Raw genomic sequence first — 19,322 nt, 5'->3', positions numbered from 1 at the left:
GCTAGACGCATCGCTTCGTTCCTCCTCAACCGCCCGCCAGCGCTTCGAGCGCCGGCACAGAAGGCGGGACCCGGATCGGGCCATTATTGACCAGCGTCGCGCTTTCATCGCCCGAACGCAGGATGATTTCGCGCGGCACGCCGTCAACCACGACAGTATTTCCGCGAACCGTGAAGTTGACCGGTCCCTCGACCCCTTTGAAATCCTTGATCAGGATAGCGGGCACGGGTGCACCGGTATTCCACTGCAGAAAGGTTGCATCGCCATCGTCATAGGTGCGCGCAGGAAACAGCTTTGCATCGCCATCCGGCGCCCACGCAAAATTCAGCTCGGCAGGATCGGCGACCGCATAGGGATCCGTGGCGGCAGCAATCTCAACCGCATTCGCCGTTTCCGCGCGCGCCAGCAGGGCTTCCTCTGCCACTTCGTCGGGATAGGTAAAGGTCAGGATATACAGTGGCTTCGCGCGCGGGCTTGCGACCAGGTCGAACAGATAGGTGCGCTTGTTGGTCACCACCGTCATATTGGTTTTGGCCGTGGCCTGCAGCGGTTTGACGAATAGCAAATTGGCGCGCTTGTTGGGTGTCACTTGCCAGGTGGTGGAATCGCCGATGGCGACATTCTCGATTGCCTCGCCCTCACCAAACTTGATCGTGGCCTGTACCTTGGTCCGGCCTTCGATCGTCACCACCCTGGCGGGATCATATTCCAATTCGACCAAGCGGGAATCCTGGGCCGCCAGGGGAGCGGCCATCAGGGCGAGTGCAAGCACAGGGACGGGCGCGGAGATACCGGCGCGGATCATTTCACTTTCTCCGTAGGACGTGCAGGTGCCGGCTTGAACCGGCTGCCGAGCCCGCGCGTTCGCGACCCGGAATTTGAAAGAGGCGCGACCTGGGCGCCCCCTGAAGAGCTTGCGAATATGCGGGTTTCGCGGATGGCTGTGCCTGCCACTACCCCGCCAGCATCATTTGCAGCCACCATGGGCACAGCGGCGGCAACAGCCGTGCGTTGGGCGTTGGATGCGCCGATAGCCTGTGGTGTTGCGGCCGGTTGTGCCGGAGCGGAGGCAATTGCTGCAGGTGCCTGAGCCGGGGTAACATCATCCCCTCGCTCGCCCTTGTCAGCGGCGAGGCCGAACACGCGCCATCCCGCCACCATAGTCCCGGCCACTTTGAACACCATCACCATCAGTGCAACATGCACCGCGCCAACCATCAAGAACGCCATCGCGGGCCGTGCAGGGATTTCGCCAGCTGTCTGGGTCAATGCCGACAGGATCGGCACCGAAAGCTCCAGCATGACGCTGCCGCCCAAGACGGCCAGTAGCGGGGCCAGCGCCAGCAGCACGACGCCTTTGAGCCAGCCGACAAATAGGCCGCGCGTACCATTGAACAATGCCATCACGACAAAAACAGGGCCAAGCGCCACCAGCAGCGCCAGAGCAATCCGGGCCGTCACCAGCACACCCACAGTGCCAAGCATGAACAGCAATGCCCCGATCCACAGCATCCCCGCAGGTGAGAATGTCTCCACATCTGTCTGCCCGTTCGATGCTTCCTCTACCGCGAGAAACACAACGTCGACCTTACTGGCGAAAGTCATCGTAGCCGACCCGTTGTCGCCGGTCAGGACACCGGCCAGCCAGTCGGGCGCGCCCAAAGCAAGGTTCCAGACCACACTTTGATACGCGACCCAACTGGTTGCAAAGGTCAGCACCAGGCCCAGCGTGATCATGCGCGGCACCAGCGAGCGGACTCCAAGGCTGGAACGCCCGGTGATCAGCATGAAGGCAAAGAAAGCGATATAGAGCGTGAGCAGGATCGTCAGCACGGTGGCCATGTCTCCGCCCGGTGCGAACAGTCGACCAAAGGCAGCGCCAGTGACTTCGGATGCGACGCAATCGACCGCCTGCAATGCCGAGGCAATGCCCCCGGCGGCTTCAGACATGGCAAGGTCGCAGGTCCGGCTCATTATTCGGCCGCCTGCTTGAAGGGGATCTCATTCGTATCCGTGGTGTCGTTCGCCCCTCCCGGCCAGGCATGGCCCGTCAGGTTCGGGAACCAGTCAGCCGGGGCATCGCCAACCGCTTCGCGCAGCAAGTCGAGCCGACGTACCGTGCTTTCACGGCCAGAAAGCATCGCCAGGACTTCGGGCGAGTCGGACAGATCGAGTCGGACCACCACGCTCGCATCGGGTTGTCGCACCAGGAAGCATCGGCTGTGCGCAGGCAAAGACCGGATCAGCGCAAGCTCGTGCTGGGTCAGGCCGAAGCCGTCACAGTAATCCTCGGGCCGCGCGCGACTGTTGGGCATGAACACCATTGTCGCGGTCTGCTCGACCAGCGCAGTGGAAATGCGGCTTTCCAGGGCATCGCGGGCGGACTGTGTGGCGAACCCGACCAGCGCATTGCGTTTGCGCAAAGTCTTGAGCCAGTCCCGGATACGCGCGGCAAACACATCATCGTCCAGCGCTTTCCATCCCTCATCGATCAAGATCATCGCCGGCTTGCCATCCAGCCGCTCCTCGATCCGATGGAACAGATACATCATCGTCGGCGTCCGCAGCTTCGGATTTTCGAGCAGCGCGGTCATGTCGAAGCCGAGCGTCCGGTTGTCGAGATCGAGCTTGTCTTCGCCATTGTCGAACAGCCAGGCGTGCTCGCCCGAATGGATCCAGGCAGAGAGCCTGTCGGACAGATCCCCTGGCTCGGGGCGGCGCGTGCCGGACAGCAATTCGCGGAAATTGCGCAACTGGCGCAAATCGGCATCGTTCTCGTAAGCTGCATCGACCGCATGGGCGATGGTCTGCAGCTCCTCAGGGCCATCGGCGGCCAACAATACGCCCAACCAATCCCGCAAGAATGCCCGATTTACCGCATTGTCAGGCAGCGCGAGGGGGTTGAAACCGGTCGCTTCGCCCGCATGAATCCGGTCATAACGACCGCCGATTCCGCGCACGAACAGCTCCGCGCCGCGATCCTTGTCGAACAATATGGTTCGTGGTCGGAATTTCTGCGCCTGTGCGGCGAGGAAATTCATCACCACGGTCTTGCCCGAACCGCTCGGCCCGATAACCGAGAAATTGCCCAGATCGCCGTGGTGGAAGTTGAAGAAAAAAGGCGTCGCGCTGGTCGTTTCCAACAGCGTGACTGCGTCGCCCCAATGGTTGTCCTCGGCCTGACCAAGCGCAAAGCCATGGAACGATCCGAAGCTGGCCATATTGGCCGAGCTGATCATCGCGCGGCGCACGATATATTGCTCATTGCCCGGGAATTGCGCCCAGAATGCCGGCTCCAGATTGGTGTCTTCGCGCACAACGATGGCACCGGTGTCTGCCAATGAGGCTGCGCAGGCTGCGCTGGCCTCGTCCAGCGCCGGCAAGGTCTGTTCGCGTACTTGCACGGTCAAATGGTGGTCCCCGAAGCCAACGGCACCATTGCCCAACGCATCGCGTGCCGCGAGCATATCGGCACGTTCGGCCTGTGCTTCTTCATCTGCAGAGCGCAAGCGGCGCAGCGACAGGTCCATCCGCTCGCGCGCCGTGGTCCGTTCTGACGGCGCATAGCTTTCCGAAACGATCATTTCGTGCGGCAGGCGGAGCAACCCGTCTAGCAGGCCCGGACTGGTGGCATCCGGATAGTCTTTCAGGCTCAGGATCGAGGCGAAATCCGGCTCACCCGAGCCGCGTTGCTCCATCGCATCGAGACCAAAGCTGACCCGGCGATAGGGCAACATATAACCGATATCGGTTTCATCTGACGGCCGCCGCACGGGGCGCATTTCGCCATTGTAGAGGGCGGAGAGTAGCTCCAACATCTCGTTGTTGGTGTGGCCAGTGGGCGCATCATAATCGCCCAAGACGCTGGCCCCGTAAGGCTGCAAGGAGGCGACGAGGCTGGTGACGGCCGCCTTCAACGATCGCAAATCCTTGGGATCCGCCTCGACATCGTCCTGTCCGCTGCGATTCCACATTCTGGCCAGGCGTTCGGCAAAGCCCGCTTTTCCGCGCGCAGGACGCCGGACCAGGCTCACGAACTGGTCATTGATGAACAGCGAGCCGGAGCCGAGCCGCTCTTTCCATCGCGTATCGATATGGCGGGTTAGCGGATCGGGAAACTGGGCGTCGAGCTCCACCGAAACCCGGCGACGGATCACGTGATGGTACAGGACGAAGCGGGAATCGAGCGTCGAGCGCAGCACCACTTCGCGGGTCGCAGCATGGGCGTTGAGCGAGTCTGTATCTTCTGTTTCGAACAGCAGGCCGGGGACCTGGATCGCCGTCATCAGCGATCCATCGCGCAGGAGCACCGTGCCCGGATCGACCAGCCCGGAATAGGGCAGCCGGTCGCCCGCGCGGGCTTCCTTGGCGCTCCATGCAGCCGGTCCGATCCAGTTGCTCATGTCCTGCGGCCCTCCTGAGCCACGTCTAAAACAGTGCTCAAGCTGCGTAGCTGTTGCAGCCCCAGCGCTTGAAATTTTTTACCCGCGGGCATTTGCTGACCTTGGTGATCCAGAGGTCAAAAACACGCGGTTCGCGCAGGCAGGCAAAATAGCCCACCCCGTGAATGACCAGCGCAGCGGGAAGCGACAGCCAGCTGCCTGTAATCAGGAAAATCTCTGTCGTGACCGCTGCGTTGATGATGAAATAATTATACGTCACGCCGGCAAACATTTGCGGGCGTGTGAGGGCACGGTGCACGGGATGGCGGGTCAGCTGCTCCACGGTTCCGCGCCCCGCCCTAGCCCGCTGCCTGCTGGATACCGGCGACGATCGAGGCCGAGCCGAACAGAATGAATGTGCCGATGATCACTGTTGCGCCGAAGCGCCAATTGAGCCGACCTGTAAGCATCATGAAGCCGACAGCGGCCACGGCCATCACGGCAACAGCGGTGGCAACATTGCCCAGCAGCGTTCCCTGCAACCAGCCCAGCGCATTGACGATCGGGCCCGAACCGGCCGGATCGACCTGCCCGGACTGGACCTGGGTCTGCGCCAAGGCAGCGGACGGTGACAGCAGCGCCAGAAATGCAGCGATGCGAGAAAGCGATCCCATTGTTATCTGTCCCCTCGGGAATGGTTGGACAGCCGCCCCATGATGGCCGCCACGTAGTTCTTGGTTTCACGGATATTCGGAATACCTTTGGCCGCGAGTACCCGGCCTGGCCCGGCATTATACGCGGCCAGCGCCTTTTCCAGGTCGCCGTCAAACCGGTCGAGCTGTTCGCGCAGGTAGCGTGCGCCGCCCTCCAGATTGGCAAAGGGATCGTCAGGATCGACGCCGAGATAGCGCGCGGTACCCGGCATCAGTTGGGCCAACCCGCGCGCGCCGGCATGAGAAACCGCGTTCTCGCGCCAGCGGCTTTCCTGCCAAACCAGCGCTTCGATCAGGCTCGGGCTCAGATCGAAACGGGCCGAAAGTTCTTGCACCTTGGCCTGGTATGTCGCTGGTACGCCCAGCGCCGTCAGGGCCGGATTGGATGTGGCATGGGCGGGCAGTCCGGTGGCCGGATCGGTTTCAAGCAATGTCGGTGCGGACATCAGGGTCCGGGCAGGCACAGCAGCAGCGCCGCCGGCAATCCAGCGCGCTCCATCCGCATCAATTTCCATCACATCTGCACTCGCAGGAGCAGACATCAGAGCCAGCAAAGCAATAGAGGCAAGCCAGCCCGCTTGGTTTAGAATCACCGAGCCCTCCATATCCGGCGGTCTGCCACCTTAATTGACTGCCACCTGACAACAAGCTGGCTGAAGACAAAGTTAACCATAACTTGTGGGCCGCAAGAAGGCCGCCTGCGATAGCACACGCCAAGACGCCCGATTTATCGGACCCGTGACGGCCGTTGTTGACAAGATTTGATAGAGCAAAGCCCTATCGAGCGCTGGCACGCTCCACCAGATGCACCGAGACGCGGCGGTCACGATCATCATCGGCGCCGCCCAGTGCGGCCTCGACCAGATTGAGCCCGGCCTCGGCAAAATCGGGTTCGATTGTGGTAAGCGGCGGGGAGGAATGCGCGCCAACGCCCAAACCGTCAAAACCGACAACCCCGAAATCCTCCGGCACGGATTGTCCTGCGTCACGAAGTCGGGCGAGGATGCCCAGCGCCATCGCGTCACAGGCGGAAAAAACCGCATCGAAACCGTCGCCGCTTTCCAGCAGTGCGGCAACCGCGCCTGCGCCTTGTTCTTCGCGCGTCTCGCCAGGTGCCGTAATCGCCTCGCTGGCAGTCAAGCCAGCCGCTTCCAGCGTCGTGCGATACCCCTCGTAGCGCTCGCTGAACTGGCGCTGCGCGCCATCAGTTTCACCGACAAAGGCAATCCGCTTGTATCCGCCGGCGATCAGTCGCTCGACGGCCAATTTCGCGCCTGCGTGATTGTCGGACCGGACATAGCCGGGGCCGTCAAACGGTGCGCCCCAAAATGCTAGGTTGGATTGCACTCTGCGATAGTCGCTGAAGTGGTCCCAGGCCTGCCGGTTTGTTGCTGTGCCCAGAACGACGACTGCATCGGCTTGCCCGCGCTCTATGAACTGGCCGAAAAACTGCTCGGGCTCGGACTGGATTGAAACCAGCGCCTGATAGCCCTGCTGCGCCGCCGCCGTGCACACGCTGCCGAGCAATGAATAGTAAAATGGATTGACGGAGGCGGCGCCCTGCCCTGCTCGGCCGATGACAACAACGGCTATGGTCTTGCTCTTGCCGCTGCGCAGCCGGGCGGCACGTTCGTCAACGACATAGCCCAGGTCACGCGCGGCAGCGATCACGCGCGTACGGGTTGCTTCGGTGATCGTCGGGGAGCCTGAGAGCGCACGCGAGACAGTGGACTGCGAGACTCCCGCCCTCGCTGCGACATCGAACGATGTCAGTCGCCTCTCGTCCTTGCTCACCTGAATTTCCCTCACCCGTACCTATTGCGTCGCTGCATGGCGAATGAAGGGGGCAGTGGTCAATCCATCTGTTGGTTAGGTGCTGATCGGATCATAGGCCGGAAAGTTGCTGGCGCAGGCGTCCAGCATCGCACGCATCTGCGCCGGATCAGCCGCGTGAATACCCTCGGGCACCGGCTGCATCTTATCCTTGGGCGGGAACGTGCCATAGCCGGCGAACAGGCAATGCCAGCTCGCATTGGCGTAATAGCGCTTGCCGCCATAGGCCTCGTCATTGGCGGCATTGATATCCTGGTGGCGGAACCAGGCCGTCATCATGCGCTTGAGGCCGGGCGAGAGATGATCATTGGCTGCGTTGTCGCGCCAGTAGGGCGTGTCCGTGCGCTGGTTGAGGCGGTAATGCGCGACGATGTAGTCGCGAATGCCCTCATATCGGGTACCGATGGAGGCATTGAAAGCCTCGCGATGCTGCGGTCCGAACCCGCCTTGTTCATAAGCCTGCGCGAATTCCAGCGCAGTGACGATAACAATATGCAGTGCGGTCGCCTCAAGCGGTTCGAGGAAGCCCTGCGCCAGCCCAGCGGCAAGACAATTGCCGGTCCAGCTGTTTTCCAGGCGTCCGACTTTCATCTTCAGGAACCGCGCTTGCTGGTCGCTACCTTCCATGCCGATGGCCGCACGCAATTCTGCCTCTGCCGCCTCGTCCGAGAGATATTTGGACGAGTAGACATAGCCGTTGCCGATACGATTGGTCAGCGGGATCGACCAGCGCCAGCCCGCCTGCATCGCCGTCGCCTCGGTCTGTGGCTTGAAGCCGTTGCGGTGATCGGTCGGCATGACAACGGCGCTGTCGTTGAAAAGGTTGTCGGCAAAAGGAAGGAACTTTGCGCCCATTTCCTGCTCGGCCAGCATCGCGCGAAAGCCCGAGCAATCGACGAACAGATCGCCCGCGATCCGTTCCCCGCCCTCGCACAGCAAAGCTGCGATATCGCCATCATCTGCCCGCTCGACTTCGGTTACCTTGAGAGGGCGATGGGTGACACCGCGTTCGACTGCCCAGTCGCGCAGGAATGCCCCCAGGGCGTAAGCATCGAAATGGTAGCCATAGCTGGGCGCGAAGGGGAAATTGTCCGGTGCGAGCGGCGATTTTCCGGCCTCGCTCAGCTGGCTTGCAAGGAACCAGTCATCAGGATGCGCCGCGACATCGACGCCGTGCCGCGCAAGGCTGCAATTGCCGACGAAGGCAGGCTCGCTATGCATATCGACCGGCCCAGGAAAGGGATGGTAATAGCTATCGAAACCTGCCCGATCGCTCCAGCCATTGAACCGGATGCCCAGCTTATAGGTCGCATTGCAGGGCGGCATCCAATCGCTTTCGGCAATGCCAAGCTGGTCAAAGAAGGCCTTCAATTGCGGTGTCGATCCCTCGCCAACACCGATGATCCCGATTTCCGGACTTTCGACGACGGTGACCGAGCCGCCTTTCTCCGCCCATTGCTGGTGCAGCAGGCAGGCGGTGATCCAGCCGGCACTCCCACCGCCCAGAACCACGACATCAGGTGCTTTGGTTTCGCTCATCGCTCCGACAGTAGCCAGGTCAGGATTTCGGGCAAGCGATCTGCCCATGCATTTTCGTCATGCTCTGCGCCTTCGTACGAGCGGCTCTCGAAGTCTTGGCCACGGATCCAGCCCGCCTGCTCAAAAGCTTCGTCCACTGCCGCCTGGTACGGCGGATAGTAAGCGTCGAGTGTCGCGGTGCCGTGGTCCATCCATATCCGGCGACCCTTTGGTTCGCCCAGATTTTCAGCGAACCAATTCGTCCAGATGCGCGTGGCTTGCTCGCGTTCGGCTTCGGCTGGCAGGGCAATCGGCCAGTGTGAGCTGACGCAGCCAGCTTTGCCGAAGACATCGGGACGTGCGGCGATGGCATAGCAGCTCATGATACCGCCCATGCTGGAGCCCATGATGGCCGTGTCCTGTGCGCCGGATCGCGTCCGGTATTCCGTATCGATCCGAGGTTTCAATTCGTCAGCGATCCATTCGAGGTAGCGCGCTGACACGACCGGACGACCCATTGTGTTTTCGCGCATGCTCGCCGCAAGATCACCTCGCGCTTGCTCTTCCACGAACTGCGGCAGGTATTGCCGATAGCGATCTTCCCCAGGAGCCCAGATTCCCACGATAATATGCGGTTCGATCACTTCATCGCGAACGAGCTTCAGCATCGCCGTGTCCGCTTCCCAGATCTTCTGGAAATTTGAATTCTCGAGATCAAACAGGTTGTGACCGTCATGCATGTAGAGAACGCGATAGCGCCGTTCGCTGGTATCATACCCTTCTGGGAGCCAGATCGTGACCCGTTGGTCAGGCAGCCCTTCGGGAACAATGCGTTCCCATTCGACAAACCGCCCCTGTTCCAGTGCGGCGGTTTGCGCCGGCGCGCAGGCTGCGAGAGCCAGCGCAAGCAAGGCGGCAAACCAGCGGATCACTGCGGTTTGAGCTGGATCGCCACGCCGCCGCCCGGTGCCAGGCGGACTGTGTAGCTGTCGCCCTTGCGCACCGTCACAGTGTCATAGGCGATATCGTGGCGCTTTTCGGTCAGATAGGTTGCTTCGGGTCCGTCTTTCCAGATCTTGGCCGTGTAGCTTTGGCCTTCTTCGAGGAAGTCGAATTCCAGCTCCATCGTCCGCTCGGTCGCGTCATTGACGCCGCCGACATACCAGTCCGCGCTGTTCCGGTCCTTGCGCGCGAAGATGGCGTAGTCTCCCACCGCGCCGGCAATCAGCTTGCTCTCGGCCCAGTCGGCCGGAACCTGCTTGATAAACTCCAGCTCGCGCGGATGGGCTGCGAGGCTTTCGATGAAGTCTGCGGCCATCTGGATCGGCGAATAGATTGCGAGATAGAGGCCCAGCTGCTTCGCCTTGGTCGAAGCGATCGGGTAATTGTTGTCCCCGACCAGCCCGAGCACACCTGGCGTATAGTCCATCGGACCCGACAACATGCGGGTATAGACCAGCGTTGGATCATGGTCCGGCCCGTTCGAAAACGCACCCCACGCATTGTATTCCTGGCCCCGCGCGCCTTCACGAGCGACCCAGTTGGGATAGGTCCGGCGCAGGCCGGTGGCCTTGATCGGCTCGTGCGGGTTGATCGCGATGCCGCGCTTGGCGGCTTCTTTCACAACCTTGAGGTGGTGCTGCACCTGGCGCTGGCCGTCATGCCATTCGAAAACTTCCTTACCGTCTTCGCATGGATCGTTGATGTCGGCATTGCACGAGATGATCCCACCGCCATCGGCGACATAGCCGGTTTTAATGACATCAATGCCGAGCCGCTGGTAGAGATCGAGACCGGCTTCCAACTGCTTCTCGTAAACATCGATATTTCCACCGGTTTCATGGTGGCCGATGATCCGCACGCCCTTTGATTTGGCATAGGCGGCGACCTGTTCCAGATCGAAATCTGGATAGCTTTCGGTGAAGCTGTAGTCGCGACCATTGCCGAACCAGTTGCCGTCCCAGCCGATATTCCAGCCTTCGATCAACACCCCGCGAAAGCCATGCTCTGCGGCGAAGTCGATATACTCTTTCGCTCGCGCCGTTGTCGCGCCGTGACGTTCGCCCTGCGCCCAGGTCCAGCGGTTGGAAATCATGCCCCACCAGATGCCGATATATTTGGCCGGTTCGAAATAGCTGACATCGCCTAGCGCATTGGGCTCGTTGAGATTGAGTTCCAGATCGCTCTCGACCAGCCCGGCAGGCCCGTCAGTAATACGGATCGTACGCCACGGCGTGTTGAAAGCGCCCTCGCGCACGACCTTGGGCCCACGGCTGGAGGGGGCCAGCATCGCGCGGAAGCGATTGCCCTCGATCCGGCGCAGCCACATGCCCGAATAATCGACCAGCGCAGCCTCGTGGAACGCCATATGCGTGCCATCTTCCAGCCGCACCGTCATCGGCGTGTGTGCGATCGAAACGCCATTGATCGGCGTCTGTTTGTAAAGATATTCGTAGCGGTTCCAGTCGCCGCCCTGGATCCACCACGCAGTGCCTTCTTCCGCGATCGCGAATTCGGTCAGCTCTTCCGAAATCCTAGCGACGGGCATTTGGTCGCTTTCAGGAAACTCATACCGAAAGCCGATACCATCATCGAACACCCGCATCCGCACGGCGAGCGTGCGCTGGCTTGTCTCGCGGGTTTCGCGGAACGTGATCAAAAGCTCGTTGTGATTGTCCCGCACGAAGCGGCGTTCACCCCAAGGCTGCTCCCACGTCGTGTCAGAGCTGGCGATATCTTCCGATACCACTTCGAAATTGCGCCGCATGGTCTCGGCATCTGTGAATGTGAAGCCAAGGTCGCTTTCCGCTATCACTTCCTTGCCGTTTTTCTCGACCCGGTAAAACGGCACGCCATCGCCATCGACATTCATTTCCACCGTCAACCTGCCGTCGGGTGAGGAAACCTCAGCCGCAGCGAGCGGGGTTACGACGGCAAGCAGGGCAGCGGAGGAAAGCAGCAAACGCATGGATCAAAGCTCCAGAATCAGCGCGCCATAAGGCGGCAGGGCATCGGGGGTGGCGTGGTTGGTGGCGTGACGAATTGTGCCCCGCACATCGTGTAGTGGGATGGTGGTGGCGCCCAGATTGAACAGGCAACGCACAGTCTGGCCCGCACCGGAACGGGTCAGGTCGAGCATTTCGCCCTGGGGCGTGCAGCTCTGCACTGCGCCGCCTGACAGGGCCGGCATGGCATTGCGCAGGGCAATCACATCTTTGGTATAGGCCAGCATGGAGGCAGTATCCTGCTCCTGCACATCGACCGCCTTGGCCTGGTTGTCGGCGCCCACCGGCAGCCATGGCTCGGCGGCACCAAAGCCGGCATCCGCACTGGTCGCTTCCCACGGCATCGGCGTGCGTACTCCATCACGCGACAAGGTCAGCGGCCAATTGGCAATCGCTTCGGGGTCATGCAGCTGGTCGAACGGGATATCGACCTGCTCCAGCCCCAGTTCTTCACCCTGGAACAGGATCGCATTGCCGCGCAGGCTCATCAGCAGCAGCATTTTGAGCCGCGCGAAGGCCTGTTTGTGTTCCGGCGCGCACCAGCGTGAAATGGCCCGCGGAGCATCGTGATTTTCGAACGCCCAACTGGGCCAGCCGACGCCGTCTTCTTCCGGCCATTGCGCCAGTGCGCCGCAGACCAGGCCGGGTGTCAGTTGGTCGGCATAGAGGAAGTTGAATCCGTAGGCGGAGTTCAAATGCTCCTCGCCCGACGTGAAAGCCTTCATTTCGGCTTCGGCCTCGTCCCCACCCACTTCAGCGACAGTGAAGATGGCATCATAGCTGTCGGTCAGGGCGCGGATGCGCGCGATGAAAGCGGGAATGTCCGCATGGGATTGGTTGTGGACACGCTTCTGGAAATCGAACGGCCGCGTGCGCTGCTTGTTACTGGGCGGCGCCGGCGGATTGTCGCGCAATTGCGGATCATGCATCAGGAAATTGAGCGCATCGATGCGGAAGCCATCGACTCCGCGATCGAGCCAGAACCGCATCGCGCCCAGCAACGCCTCTTGCACATCGGGATTATGCCCGTTGATCTGGGGCTGGCTGTTGAGGAAATTGTGCATGTAGTACTGGCCACGGCGCGCGTCCCAGGTCCAGGCTGGGCCACCGAATACGCTTTGCCAGTTGGACGGTGGCGACCCGTCAGGCTTGGCATCGGCCCACACATACCAGTCCGCCTTGTCATTGGCTTTGCTCTGGCGGCTTTCGGCGAACCACGGGTGCGCGTCAGAAGTGTGCGAATAGACCTGGTCGATCAGTACGCGCAGACCCAATGCATGGGCACGAGCGACCAACGCATCAAAATCATCCAACGTGCCGAACAGCGGATCGACATCGCAATAATCGGCAACGTCATAGCCGTAATCGTTCATCGGCGAGGTAAAGAAGGGCGAGACCCAGATCGCGTCCACGCCCAGCGAAGCGACATGATCCAGCCGCGAGGTGATGCCGGGCAGATCGCCCACACCGTCGCCGTTGGAATCCATGAAACTGCGAGGATAGATCTGGTAGATCGTCGCGCCGCGCCACCATGGCTGCGCACCGGCATGTGCCGCTGAAGGAGTATTGGCAGTGGCCACGGAGGTCAGTCGTCCTTCTTTTCGATCAGTTCGCACACTGCGAAACCGAAAGCGGGCAATGTGATGGCGATGGAGCCGGGCGCAGAAATACTGACCGGGCATTGGCCTGCCAGCGTTTCGACATCATTGGTGCGGTAGTCGACCTCGACACCGCGCGTGATGCTGTCCCCACTGGTGTTGTAGGCGAGAAGAACCCGCTGGCCGCTCGCCCGATCGGTGCGGATAACCGAGAACAACCCGGCCTCGCGATCGAACGTATTGATCGTGGTCAGCCCTGTCCGAAGCGCCGGAGTATTGGCCCGCACATCCGCCAGTGTTGCGATCAGGGTGTAGAGCGGATGGGAGGGATCGAAATTGTCGACCGCTGTCGTAGCGTCGCTGCCGAGCAGGGTGTTGTCATTATACGCGCCGACCTTGCTCGGGAACATATTCTCCCGCGCCAGCTGGTCATTACCATCACTTACGAAGCCTTGCTCGTCCCCGTAGTAAATCGTCGGCACACCGCGAAGCGTCATCAGCATCGCATGGCCGAGCATGGTGCGCGCCAGCAATTCCTCGCCATCGGCATCGGGATTGGCGTCTTTCACGAACATGGAGAAACGCCCCATATCGTGATTGCCGAGGAAGGTCGGCATTTGGAGCGCGGCAGTTTCGCCGCCCTTGTACAGAATGTCGCCCTTGAGCATTTCTGCCAGCACTTCGGGGCTGGCCCCCTTGGCAACCAGCTCGGTCACGGCAGCCTGGAAGGTGAAATCGAGCACTGCGGGCAGTTCGTCTCGCAGGGTGAATTGTGCAAGGCCGCCCGGCTTGGGGCCGGCCCAATAGACTTCGCCGAAAATATGGAAATTGGGGATGCCGTTGGCTTCGGCCCGCTCAAGCATGGCGGGCACGAATTGCTGCCAGAACTCCGGATTCACATGTTTGACCGTGTCGATACGGAATCCGTCGATGCCGAAGCGATCGATCCAGCTGCCGAAGATATCGATCATGCCCTCGACCACGCGCGGATCTTCGGTGAAGAGATCGTCCAGCCCGGCGAAATCGCCGTAGACCGCGCTTTCGCCCCACCACTCGCTATCTCCGCGATTGTGGTAATATTTGGGATCGTTGAGCCAGGCCGGAACCTTTATGTCTTTTTCCGCCTCGGGGACCACAGGCGTATAGGCGTAGGCTGGATCGGTCAGTTTGGCCCAATTGGTTCCGCTCGAATCTTGGTCACCATTGAAGCCTTCATTGATAGGCTCCCCATCCGGCCCTCCGCGAGTAGAATAGGGAAAAGCACCCTTGCTGCGAAAAGCATACTCGCCTTCGGCGTAGTTGATCACGTCGGCGGTGTGATTGGTAATGATGTCCATATAGACCTTCATCCCGCGCGCATGTGCGGCATCGACGAAGGCCTTGAATTCCGCATTGGTGCCGAAATGCGGGTCGACCTGGGTGAAATCAATGACCCAATATCCGTGGTAGCCGGCGCTCAGGGTTTCGGGCTTGGCCGGGTCGCCCTGCACCGGCTTGTTCTTGAAAATCGGCGCGAACCAGATCGCGGTCACACCCATGCCCTGGATATAGTCTAGCTTCTCGGTAAGCCCTTTCAAATCACCGCCGTGATAGAAGCCTTTATGGGTCGGATCGTAGCCGCTCTTGAGCCTGTCCGCCTCGTACCCGCCCAGATCATTCCCGGCATCGCCATTGGCAAAACGGTCCGGCAGTACGAAGTAGATCACTTCCTCCGTTGGCGCGCGATCGCGCACAGCGGAAACTGTATCGGCAGCAGGCTCCTGTGCGCCAATTGGTGTCGTGGTGCAGGCAGCCAGCACCATCGCCAGAGCAGATGCGGCAAGTCTCATCAGGCAGATTTCCTCATGTCTTTCGGCTGGATATAAGCGCGCAGAAAATTGGCATGGTCGGGCATGGAACCAACGACCTGCCGGTGGCCCTGCGTAATACGGCCAAGCATTGCGCCAAGGTCAGTCCCCGGCATGGCATTGGCCGTCGGATTGTAACTCTCGGGCATAACCCCTTGGCCAATCAGGACTTGTAGCCAACCTTGCTCGGTAAACAGTTCTTCATGCTCGCGATGAATATAGCCGGTGGCGCGGAAGGCAGCGATCTTGTCAGTCAGAGTATCGGGCAAATCCATGGCGCGGCAGCGATCCCAGAAGGGCTCGCCCTCTCGCGCATTCGCGACATAATGCAGGATCAGGAAATCGCGGATGCGGGTCCATTCAAACTCCGCCTGGCGATTGAATTCATCGCGTATCGCTGGCGCGATAGTTTCGCCCGGCAGCATCTGCAGCAGCCGCGCGATCGAAGCCTGGATCAGGTGGATACTGGTCGATTCCAGCGGCTCCATAAAGCCTGCGGCGAGGCCGAGCGCGAGGCAATTATGCGACCACTGCTTGCGCCGCATACCCGTGGTGAAGCGCAGCGGCTTCGGATCGGCCTGCGGCGCACCATCAAGATTGGCGAGCAGGATAGACGTCGCCTCATCTTCGCTCATGAAATCCGCGCAATAGACATGTCCGTTGCCGACCCGGTGCTGCAACGGAATGCGCCATTGCCACCCGGCCTTGCGCGCGGTGGAGCGAGTGTAGGGCGTGAAATCGCCCTTGGCTTCACACGGCACGGCGACCGCGCGATCGCACGGCAACCAGTGGCTCCAGTCGTCGAATCCGGCTCCGAGAGTTTGCTCGATCAACAATGCGCGAAAACCGGTGCAATCAATGAAGAAGCCACCGGAAACCCGCTCACCATTTTCCAGCTTCAGCGCAGCAATGTCGCCGCTTGCATCATCGCGCTCGACCGCAGCGATTTTCCCTTCGATGCGCGTCACGCCCCGCGCCTCGGCATAGCGGCGCAGATAGGCGGCATAGAGCCCGGCATCGAAGTGATAGGCCCAGGGCAGATCGGGCGCAGGCTTGCCCGGCTCGGCACGCCACATACCCATCTTGCCGGCGCGCGCGGCAATATCGTTGAGGCAATAGTCTGATAATGGCCCAGCGGTGCCCGCCGCGCGGGCCCTCAGCCAATAATGCTGGAACGGCAGCACCCCTGCCCCGTGGCCCACAGTACCGAAGGCGTGGAGATAACTGCTCCCCTCGCCGGACCAGTCGGCAAATTCGATCGCAAGTTTGAACGTGCCTTTTGTCTCTCGAAGGAACTCCGCCTCATCAAGGCCGAGCGCCGCGTTGAACAGGCGGATTTGCGGGATCGTCGCTTCACCAACGCCGACCGTGCCGATCTCTTCGGATTCGACCAATACCACCTTGCGATGGGCAAAGCGCGCCAGCGTGGCGGCTGCCATCCAGCCGGCGGTCCCGCCGCCGACGATAATGATCGGTGTCTGCTCCGCTCCGTCCAATGTTCGTGTCCCGGTCAATGGCCTGATCCTTCCTGGCTGTTACCAGTAAAGGAACACGGGGCAGCAACGAATAGCATGATTGCCATTCGCACTGCCCCGATGTTTCACGCCCCTAGAACCGGAAAGTGAACCCGGCGAGGAAACGACGACCATATTCCTGGTTGTCGATTACTGCCTCACGCACCGGCACGTTGAACTGCGACACGAAGGGCGCGTTGGTGAGGTTCTGGCCTTGCAGATAGATCGAAAGACCTTCAAGCGGACCACTGTCGAAATCGTAGCCGATCTGCGCATCAACGATAGTCTCTGCACGGGCGAGACGGCGCGTGATATTGCCGCCGAAACCGGTGAAGTCAGCCAGGAATTCCGAACGATAACGGACGCTACCGCGGGCGTTGAAGCCACCACGCTCGTAATAGAGCGTGCCGTTGGCCACCCATTCGGAATAGCCCGGAATAACGTCTGTGTTGCCATTGGCATCTTCGACCTTGGTCTCTGTCCAGCCCACACCGCCGGTCGCACCGAAGCCTTCGAGTGCGGAGAAGAAGACATCGAATGGCACGGTAGCCGAAAGCTCGGCACCGAAGAAGTTGCCGCCACCCGTGTTCACTTCGGAATTCAGGATACCGATCTGGGTCGCCGGAGCGACGCCAGCAGGATCGGGCAGGCCCGAGTAATCGAATACGGTGTTGGCACCATCGATGTAGCTGACCAGATCTTTGTAGAAGAGCTGGAGGGCAATCACGCCCGCGCCATTCGCAAAATACTTCTCGACGTTAAAGTCGATGGCATTGGCACGATACGGACGCAGCAGCGGGTTACCGCCACCACCGTTGATATACGGATAGACGCCGGTCGGGCTCTGCCCGTCAATCGTGGTCACGACGCCATAGCCAATCGCTGCGCGAAGATCGTCCAGCTGCGGGCGCTGGATCTGGCGCGAAGCTGCGAGGCGGAAGACCCAGTCACTGTCCAGACGCAGCGAGAGGTTTGCGCTCGGCAAGACATCCCAGAAATCATCGCCCAGCGAGACATCGACCTGATTGCCATTGGCGAAAGAGATACCGCTGGAGTTCTGGTCCGTGTTGATCGCTTGGACACCGACATTACCGGTCAGCACGCCGCCGCCAATATCCTGTTCGATATCCAGCTGCGCGTACAGCGTCATCAGATCTTCGCTGATCCGGTATGCCTTCGCAGGAATATCGTTGGACAGGTTGCGATCAAGCACCAGCACACCTGATGCAATCACATCGCGCGCATCATAGCTGACAATCGGGCCGAGGCCGAGATAACCAAGATCGGTCGAACGCAGCAGCAGATCTGCGGGAATCGGAACTTCCGTGGCACCGCCAGCTGGCTGAACGAAGAATTCGTCCGGCGTCAGGCTCTTGTCACGATTGGTGTAGGACAGGCCGAGATGGATCTTGGAGAAGAAACCGCCCAGCTCTTTCGACACACCGAGACGGTACTGTTTGAGCTCATCTTCAATGATCCGGTCGTTATAGTAACCGGCCTGAACCCGGCTGCCGCCCCAACCGAGCGGATCGGTCAGCCGGATAAGGTTCGGATTGCTGTAATCGAGCGAAGGATTGAAACTGGTGCCACTGGTATCGGACATGAAGCCGATCGTATCGGTCGCGCCAACACCAACATTGTAGCCGGTGCCCGAATAGCTTTCGATGCTCAGCTCGTTGCGGTCGGTGCGCGAATAGCCGAAATCGAAGAACGCGCTCCAGCCGTCATCACCTTCGTAAGCAAGGTTGAGTCCGCCCGAATACTGGTCCGCCTTGCGTTGGAACACATCGTTACGGACCACGCCTTCGACGCCAGTGAAGGTGCCTGACGTTGCGAATTCGCCGAATTCGGTCGTCGTTGTCGTCGCCGTGCTCGGGTCGAACTGCGTTCCGAACGCGCCAAAGCCGAGCGGCAGCTCGATGCCGCGCTTGGTCGAGTCATCGTTGAAGTTGGAATAGAAGCCATCTGCCGTCAGCATCAGGGTCGGCGTCAGTTCGGCCTGGAACGTGCCGGTCACGCCAAAGCGCTTCAGCTGTGTCGACGTAACGAAGCTCTTCGATCCACCGATCACGAACGGGCTGGTTGGATCGCCATTGCCAGCATAACCCCAGGCGTTGAATTCCTGCAGCTGGTAGGGCTCGTCGGTATAAGCAGCCGACAGCGCAATACCGATGGTGTCGTCTGCAAACTGATCGACATATGTGCCGTTGACGCGATAACCGAATTCCCGCGAACCGGCATTCAGTGCGCCGATATCTGCATAAGAACCCTTGGCGCCGATGGCGATGACCTGCTCACCGGCTTCCAGTGGGCGGATCGTACGCACGTCGATGGTGCCGACCAGGCCCTGGCCCACCAGCGATGCGCTAGGCGTCTTGTAGACAACCACCTGGTTGACGACTTCGGACGGATACTGGTCGAACTCGACTGCGCGGTTGTCACCGGTCGAAGTCTGTTCGCGGCCATTGAGAAGCGTTTGCGAGAAGTCAGGACCGAGGCCGCGAATGGCAATCACGTTGGCGCGGCCATTGAGGCGCTGCGACGTAACGCCGGGCAGCCGGGCAATCGATTCACCAATCGAATCGTCGGGCAGCTTGCCGATGTCTTCTGCGGTTACCGATTCCAGAATCAGGTCGCTGTTGCGTTTTTCAGCAACGGCGCTTTCCAGCGATTCGCGGAAGCCGGAAACGATGATCATGTTCTCGTCTTCGGGCTCTTCGCCGGTGGCTTCTTCGCCACTGTCGGCGTCTTGCGCCAGGACGGCCTGCGGTGCGAGCGTAAGCGCCATTGCCAGGCCACTGATCCCTGCAGTCAGATACTTGCGGTCAATCACGTTGGTATTCTCCCTAGTCCCGCCTGTTGTGGCGGTAATCCCGGACTGAAAAGCCAATGCTTAAAGTCGGTGCTTGGCG

At 60.6% G+C, this 19,322-nt stretch carries 14 protein-coding genes; all 14 read right to left on the bottom strand.

Annotated elements, in window-relative coordinates; genetic code table 11:
- Positions 1–25: 25 nt before the first annotated feature.
- Positions 26–805, bottom strand: a complete 780-nt coding sequence (locus tag ABD653_RS00245) for a TrbG/VirB9 family P-type conjugative transfer protein (RefSeq protein WP_160779312.1) — start codon at positions 803–805, stop codon at positions 26–28.
- On the bottom strand, positions 802–1,974 hold the full coding sequence (locus tag ABD653_RS00240) for a TrbL/VirB6 family protein (protein WP_160779311.1): 1,173 nt from the start codon (positions 1,972–1,974) through the stop codon (positions 802–804). The genes ABD653_RS00245 and ABD653_RS00240 overlap by 4 nt, the downstream gene beginning before the upstream one ends.
- A complete protein-coding gene (locus ABD653_RS00235) occupies positions 1,974–4,403 on the bottom strand; it encodes a VirB4 family type IV secretion/conjugal transfer ATPase (protein WP_160779310.1) in 2,430 nt (809 codons plus the stop codon). The genes ABD653_RS00240 and ABD653_RS00235 overlap by 1 nt, the downstream gene beginning before the upstream one ends.
- Before the next feature lie 37 nt (positions 4,404–4,440).
- Positions 4,441–4,725: a VirB3 family type IV secretion system protein gene (locus tag ABD653_RS00230; RefSeq protein ID WP_160779309.1), complete on the bottom strand. Its 285-nt coding sequence runs from the start codon at positions 4,723–4,725 to the stop codon at positions 4,441–4,443.
- A gap of 16 nt (positions 4,726–4,741) precedes the next feature.
- Complete coding sequence (locus tag ABD653_RS00225; protein WP_199801116.1) at positions 4,742–5,056, bottom strand: TrbC/VirB2 family protein; 315 nt, start codon at positions 5,054–5,056, stop codon at positions 4,742–4,744.
- A 2-nt stretch (positions 5,057–5,058) separates the two neighbouring features.
- Positions 5,059–5,637, bottom strand: a complete 579-nt coding sequence (locus tag ABD653_RS00220; RefSeq protein WP_234032169.1) for a lytic transglycosylase domain-containing protein — start codon at positions 5,635–5,637, stop codon at positions 5,059–5,061.
- A gap of 235 nt (positions 5,638–5,872) precedes the next feature.
- The gene (locus tag ABD653_RS00215; RefSeq protein WP_160779307.1) at positions 5,873–6,889 is read right to left on the bottom strand and encodes a LacI family DNA-binding transcriptional regulator; all 1,017 of its coding nucleotides are present in this window, start codon (positions 6,887–6,889) and stop codon (positions 5,873–5,875) included.
- Between the two features lie 75 nt (positions 6,890–6,964).
- Positions 6,965–8,467: a tryptophan halogenase family protein gene (locus ABD653_RS00210; RefSeq protein WP_160779306.1), complete on the bottom strand. Its 1,503-nt coding sequence runs from the start codon at positions 8,465–8,467 to the stop codon at positions 6,965–6,967.
- Complete coding sequence (locus tag ABD653_RS00205) at positions 8,464–9,378, bottom strand: alpha/beta hydrolase (protein WP_325065393.1); 915 nt, start codon at positions 9,376–9,378, stop codon at positions 8,464–8,466. Before ABD653_RS00205 ends, ABD653_RS00210 begins: the two co-directional genes overlap by 4 nt.
- A complete protein-coding gene (locus ABD653_RS00200; RefSeq protein ID WP_160779305.1) occupies positions 9,375–11,414 on the bottom strand; it encodes a glycoside hydrolase family 97 protein in 2,040 nt (679 codons plus the stop codon). Before ABD653_RS00200 ends, ABD653_RS00205 begins: the two co-directional genes overlap by 4 nt.
- 3 nt (positions 11,415–11,417) lie before the next feature.
- Positions 11,418–13,031 carry an alpha-amylase family glycosyl hydrolase gene (locus ABD653_RS00195; protein WP_325065392.1) on the bottom strand — a complete coding sequence of 538 codons (1,614 nt, stop codon included), beginning with the start codon at positions 13,029–13,031 and terminating at the stop codon, positions 11,418–11,420.
- Positions 13,032–13,036: 5 nt separating this feature from the next.
- The gene (locus tag ABD653_RS00190; protein WP_234032168.1) at positions 13,037–14,878 is read right to left on the bottom strand and encodes an alpha-amylase family glycosyl hydrolase; all 1,842 of its coding nucleotides are present in this window, start codon (positions 14,876–14,878) and stop codon (positions 13,037–13,039) included.
- The gene (locus ABD653_RS00185; protein WP_267904706.1) at positions 14,878–16,410 is read right to left on the bottom strand and encodes a tryptophan halogenase family protein; all 1,533 of its coding nucleotides are present in this window, start codon (positions 16,408–16,410) and stop codon (positions 14,878–14,880) included. The genes ABD653_RS00190 and ABD653_RS00185 overlap by 1 nt, the downstream gene beginning before the upstream one ends.
- 94 nt (positions 16,411–16,504) lie before the next feature.
- The gene (locus ABD653_RS00180; protein ID WP_160780412.1) at positions 16,505–19,198 is read right to left on the bottom strand and encodes a TonB-dependent receptor; all 2,694 of its coding nucleotides are present in this window, start codon (positions 19,196–19,198) and stop codon (positions 16,505–16,507) included.
- Between the last annotated feature and the right edge of the window lie 124 nt (positions 19,199–19,322).

This window comes from Parerythrobacter jejuensis, assembly GCF_039536765.1.
GTDB classification, from domain to species: Bacteria; Pseudomonadota; Alphaproteobacteria; order Sphingomonadales; family Sphingomonadaceae; genus Parerythrobacter; species Parerythrobacter jejuensis.
This window is presented reverse-complemented; position numbering and strand designations above follow the sequence as displayed.

Coding starts and splice junctions, on each gene's coding strand:
- ABD653_RS00180 (WP_160780412.1), bottom strand. CDS start 19,198: ATGGCGCTTACGCTCGCACCGCAGGCCGTCCTGGCGCAAGACGCCGAC.
- ABD653_RS00245 (WP_160779312.1), bottom strand. CDS start 805: ATGATCCGCGCCGGTATCTCCGCGCCCGTCCCTGTGCTTGCACTCGCC.
- ABD653_RS00200 (WP_160779305.1), bottom strand. CDS start 11,414: ATGCGTTTGCTGCTTTCCTCCGCTGCCCTGCTTGCCGTCGTAACCCCG.
- ABD653_RS00220 (WP_234032169.1), bottom strand. CDS start 5,637: ATGTCTGCTCCTGCGAGTGCAGATGTGATGGAAATTGATGCGGATGGA.
- ABD653_RS00190 (WP_234032168.1), bottom strand. CDS start 14,878: ATGAGACTTGCCGCATCTGCTCTGGCGATGGTGCTGGCTGCCTGCACC.
- ABD653_RS00225 (WP_199801116.1), bottom strand. CDS start 5,056: ATGGGATCGCTTTCTCGCATCGCTGCATTTCTGGCGCTGCTGTCACCG.
- ABD653_RS00235 (WP_160779310.1), bottom strand. CDS start 4,403: ATGAGCAACTGGATCGGACCGGCTGCATGGAGCGCCAAGGAAGCCCGC.
- ABD653_RS00240 (WP_160779311.1), bottom strand. CDS start 1,974: ATGAGCCGGACCTGCGACCTTGCCATGTCTGAAGCCGCCGGGGGCATT.
- ABD653_RS00210 (WP_160779306.1), bottom strand. CDS start 8,467: ATGAGCGAAACCAAAGCACCTGATGTCGTGGTTCTGGGCGGTGGGAGT.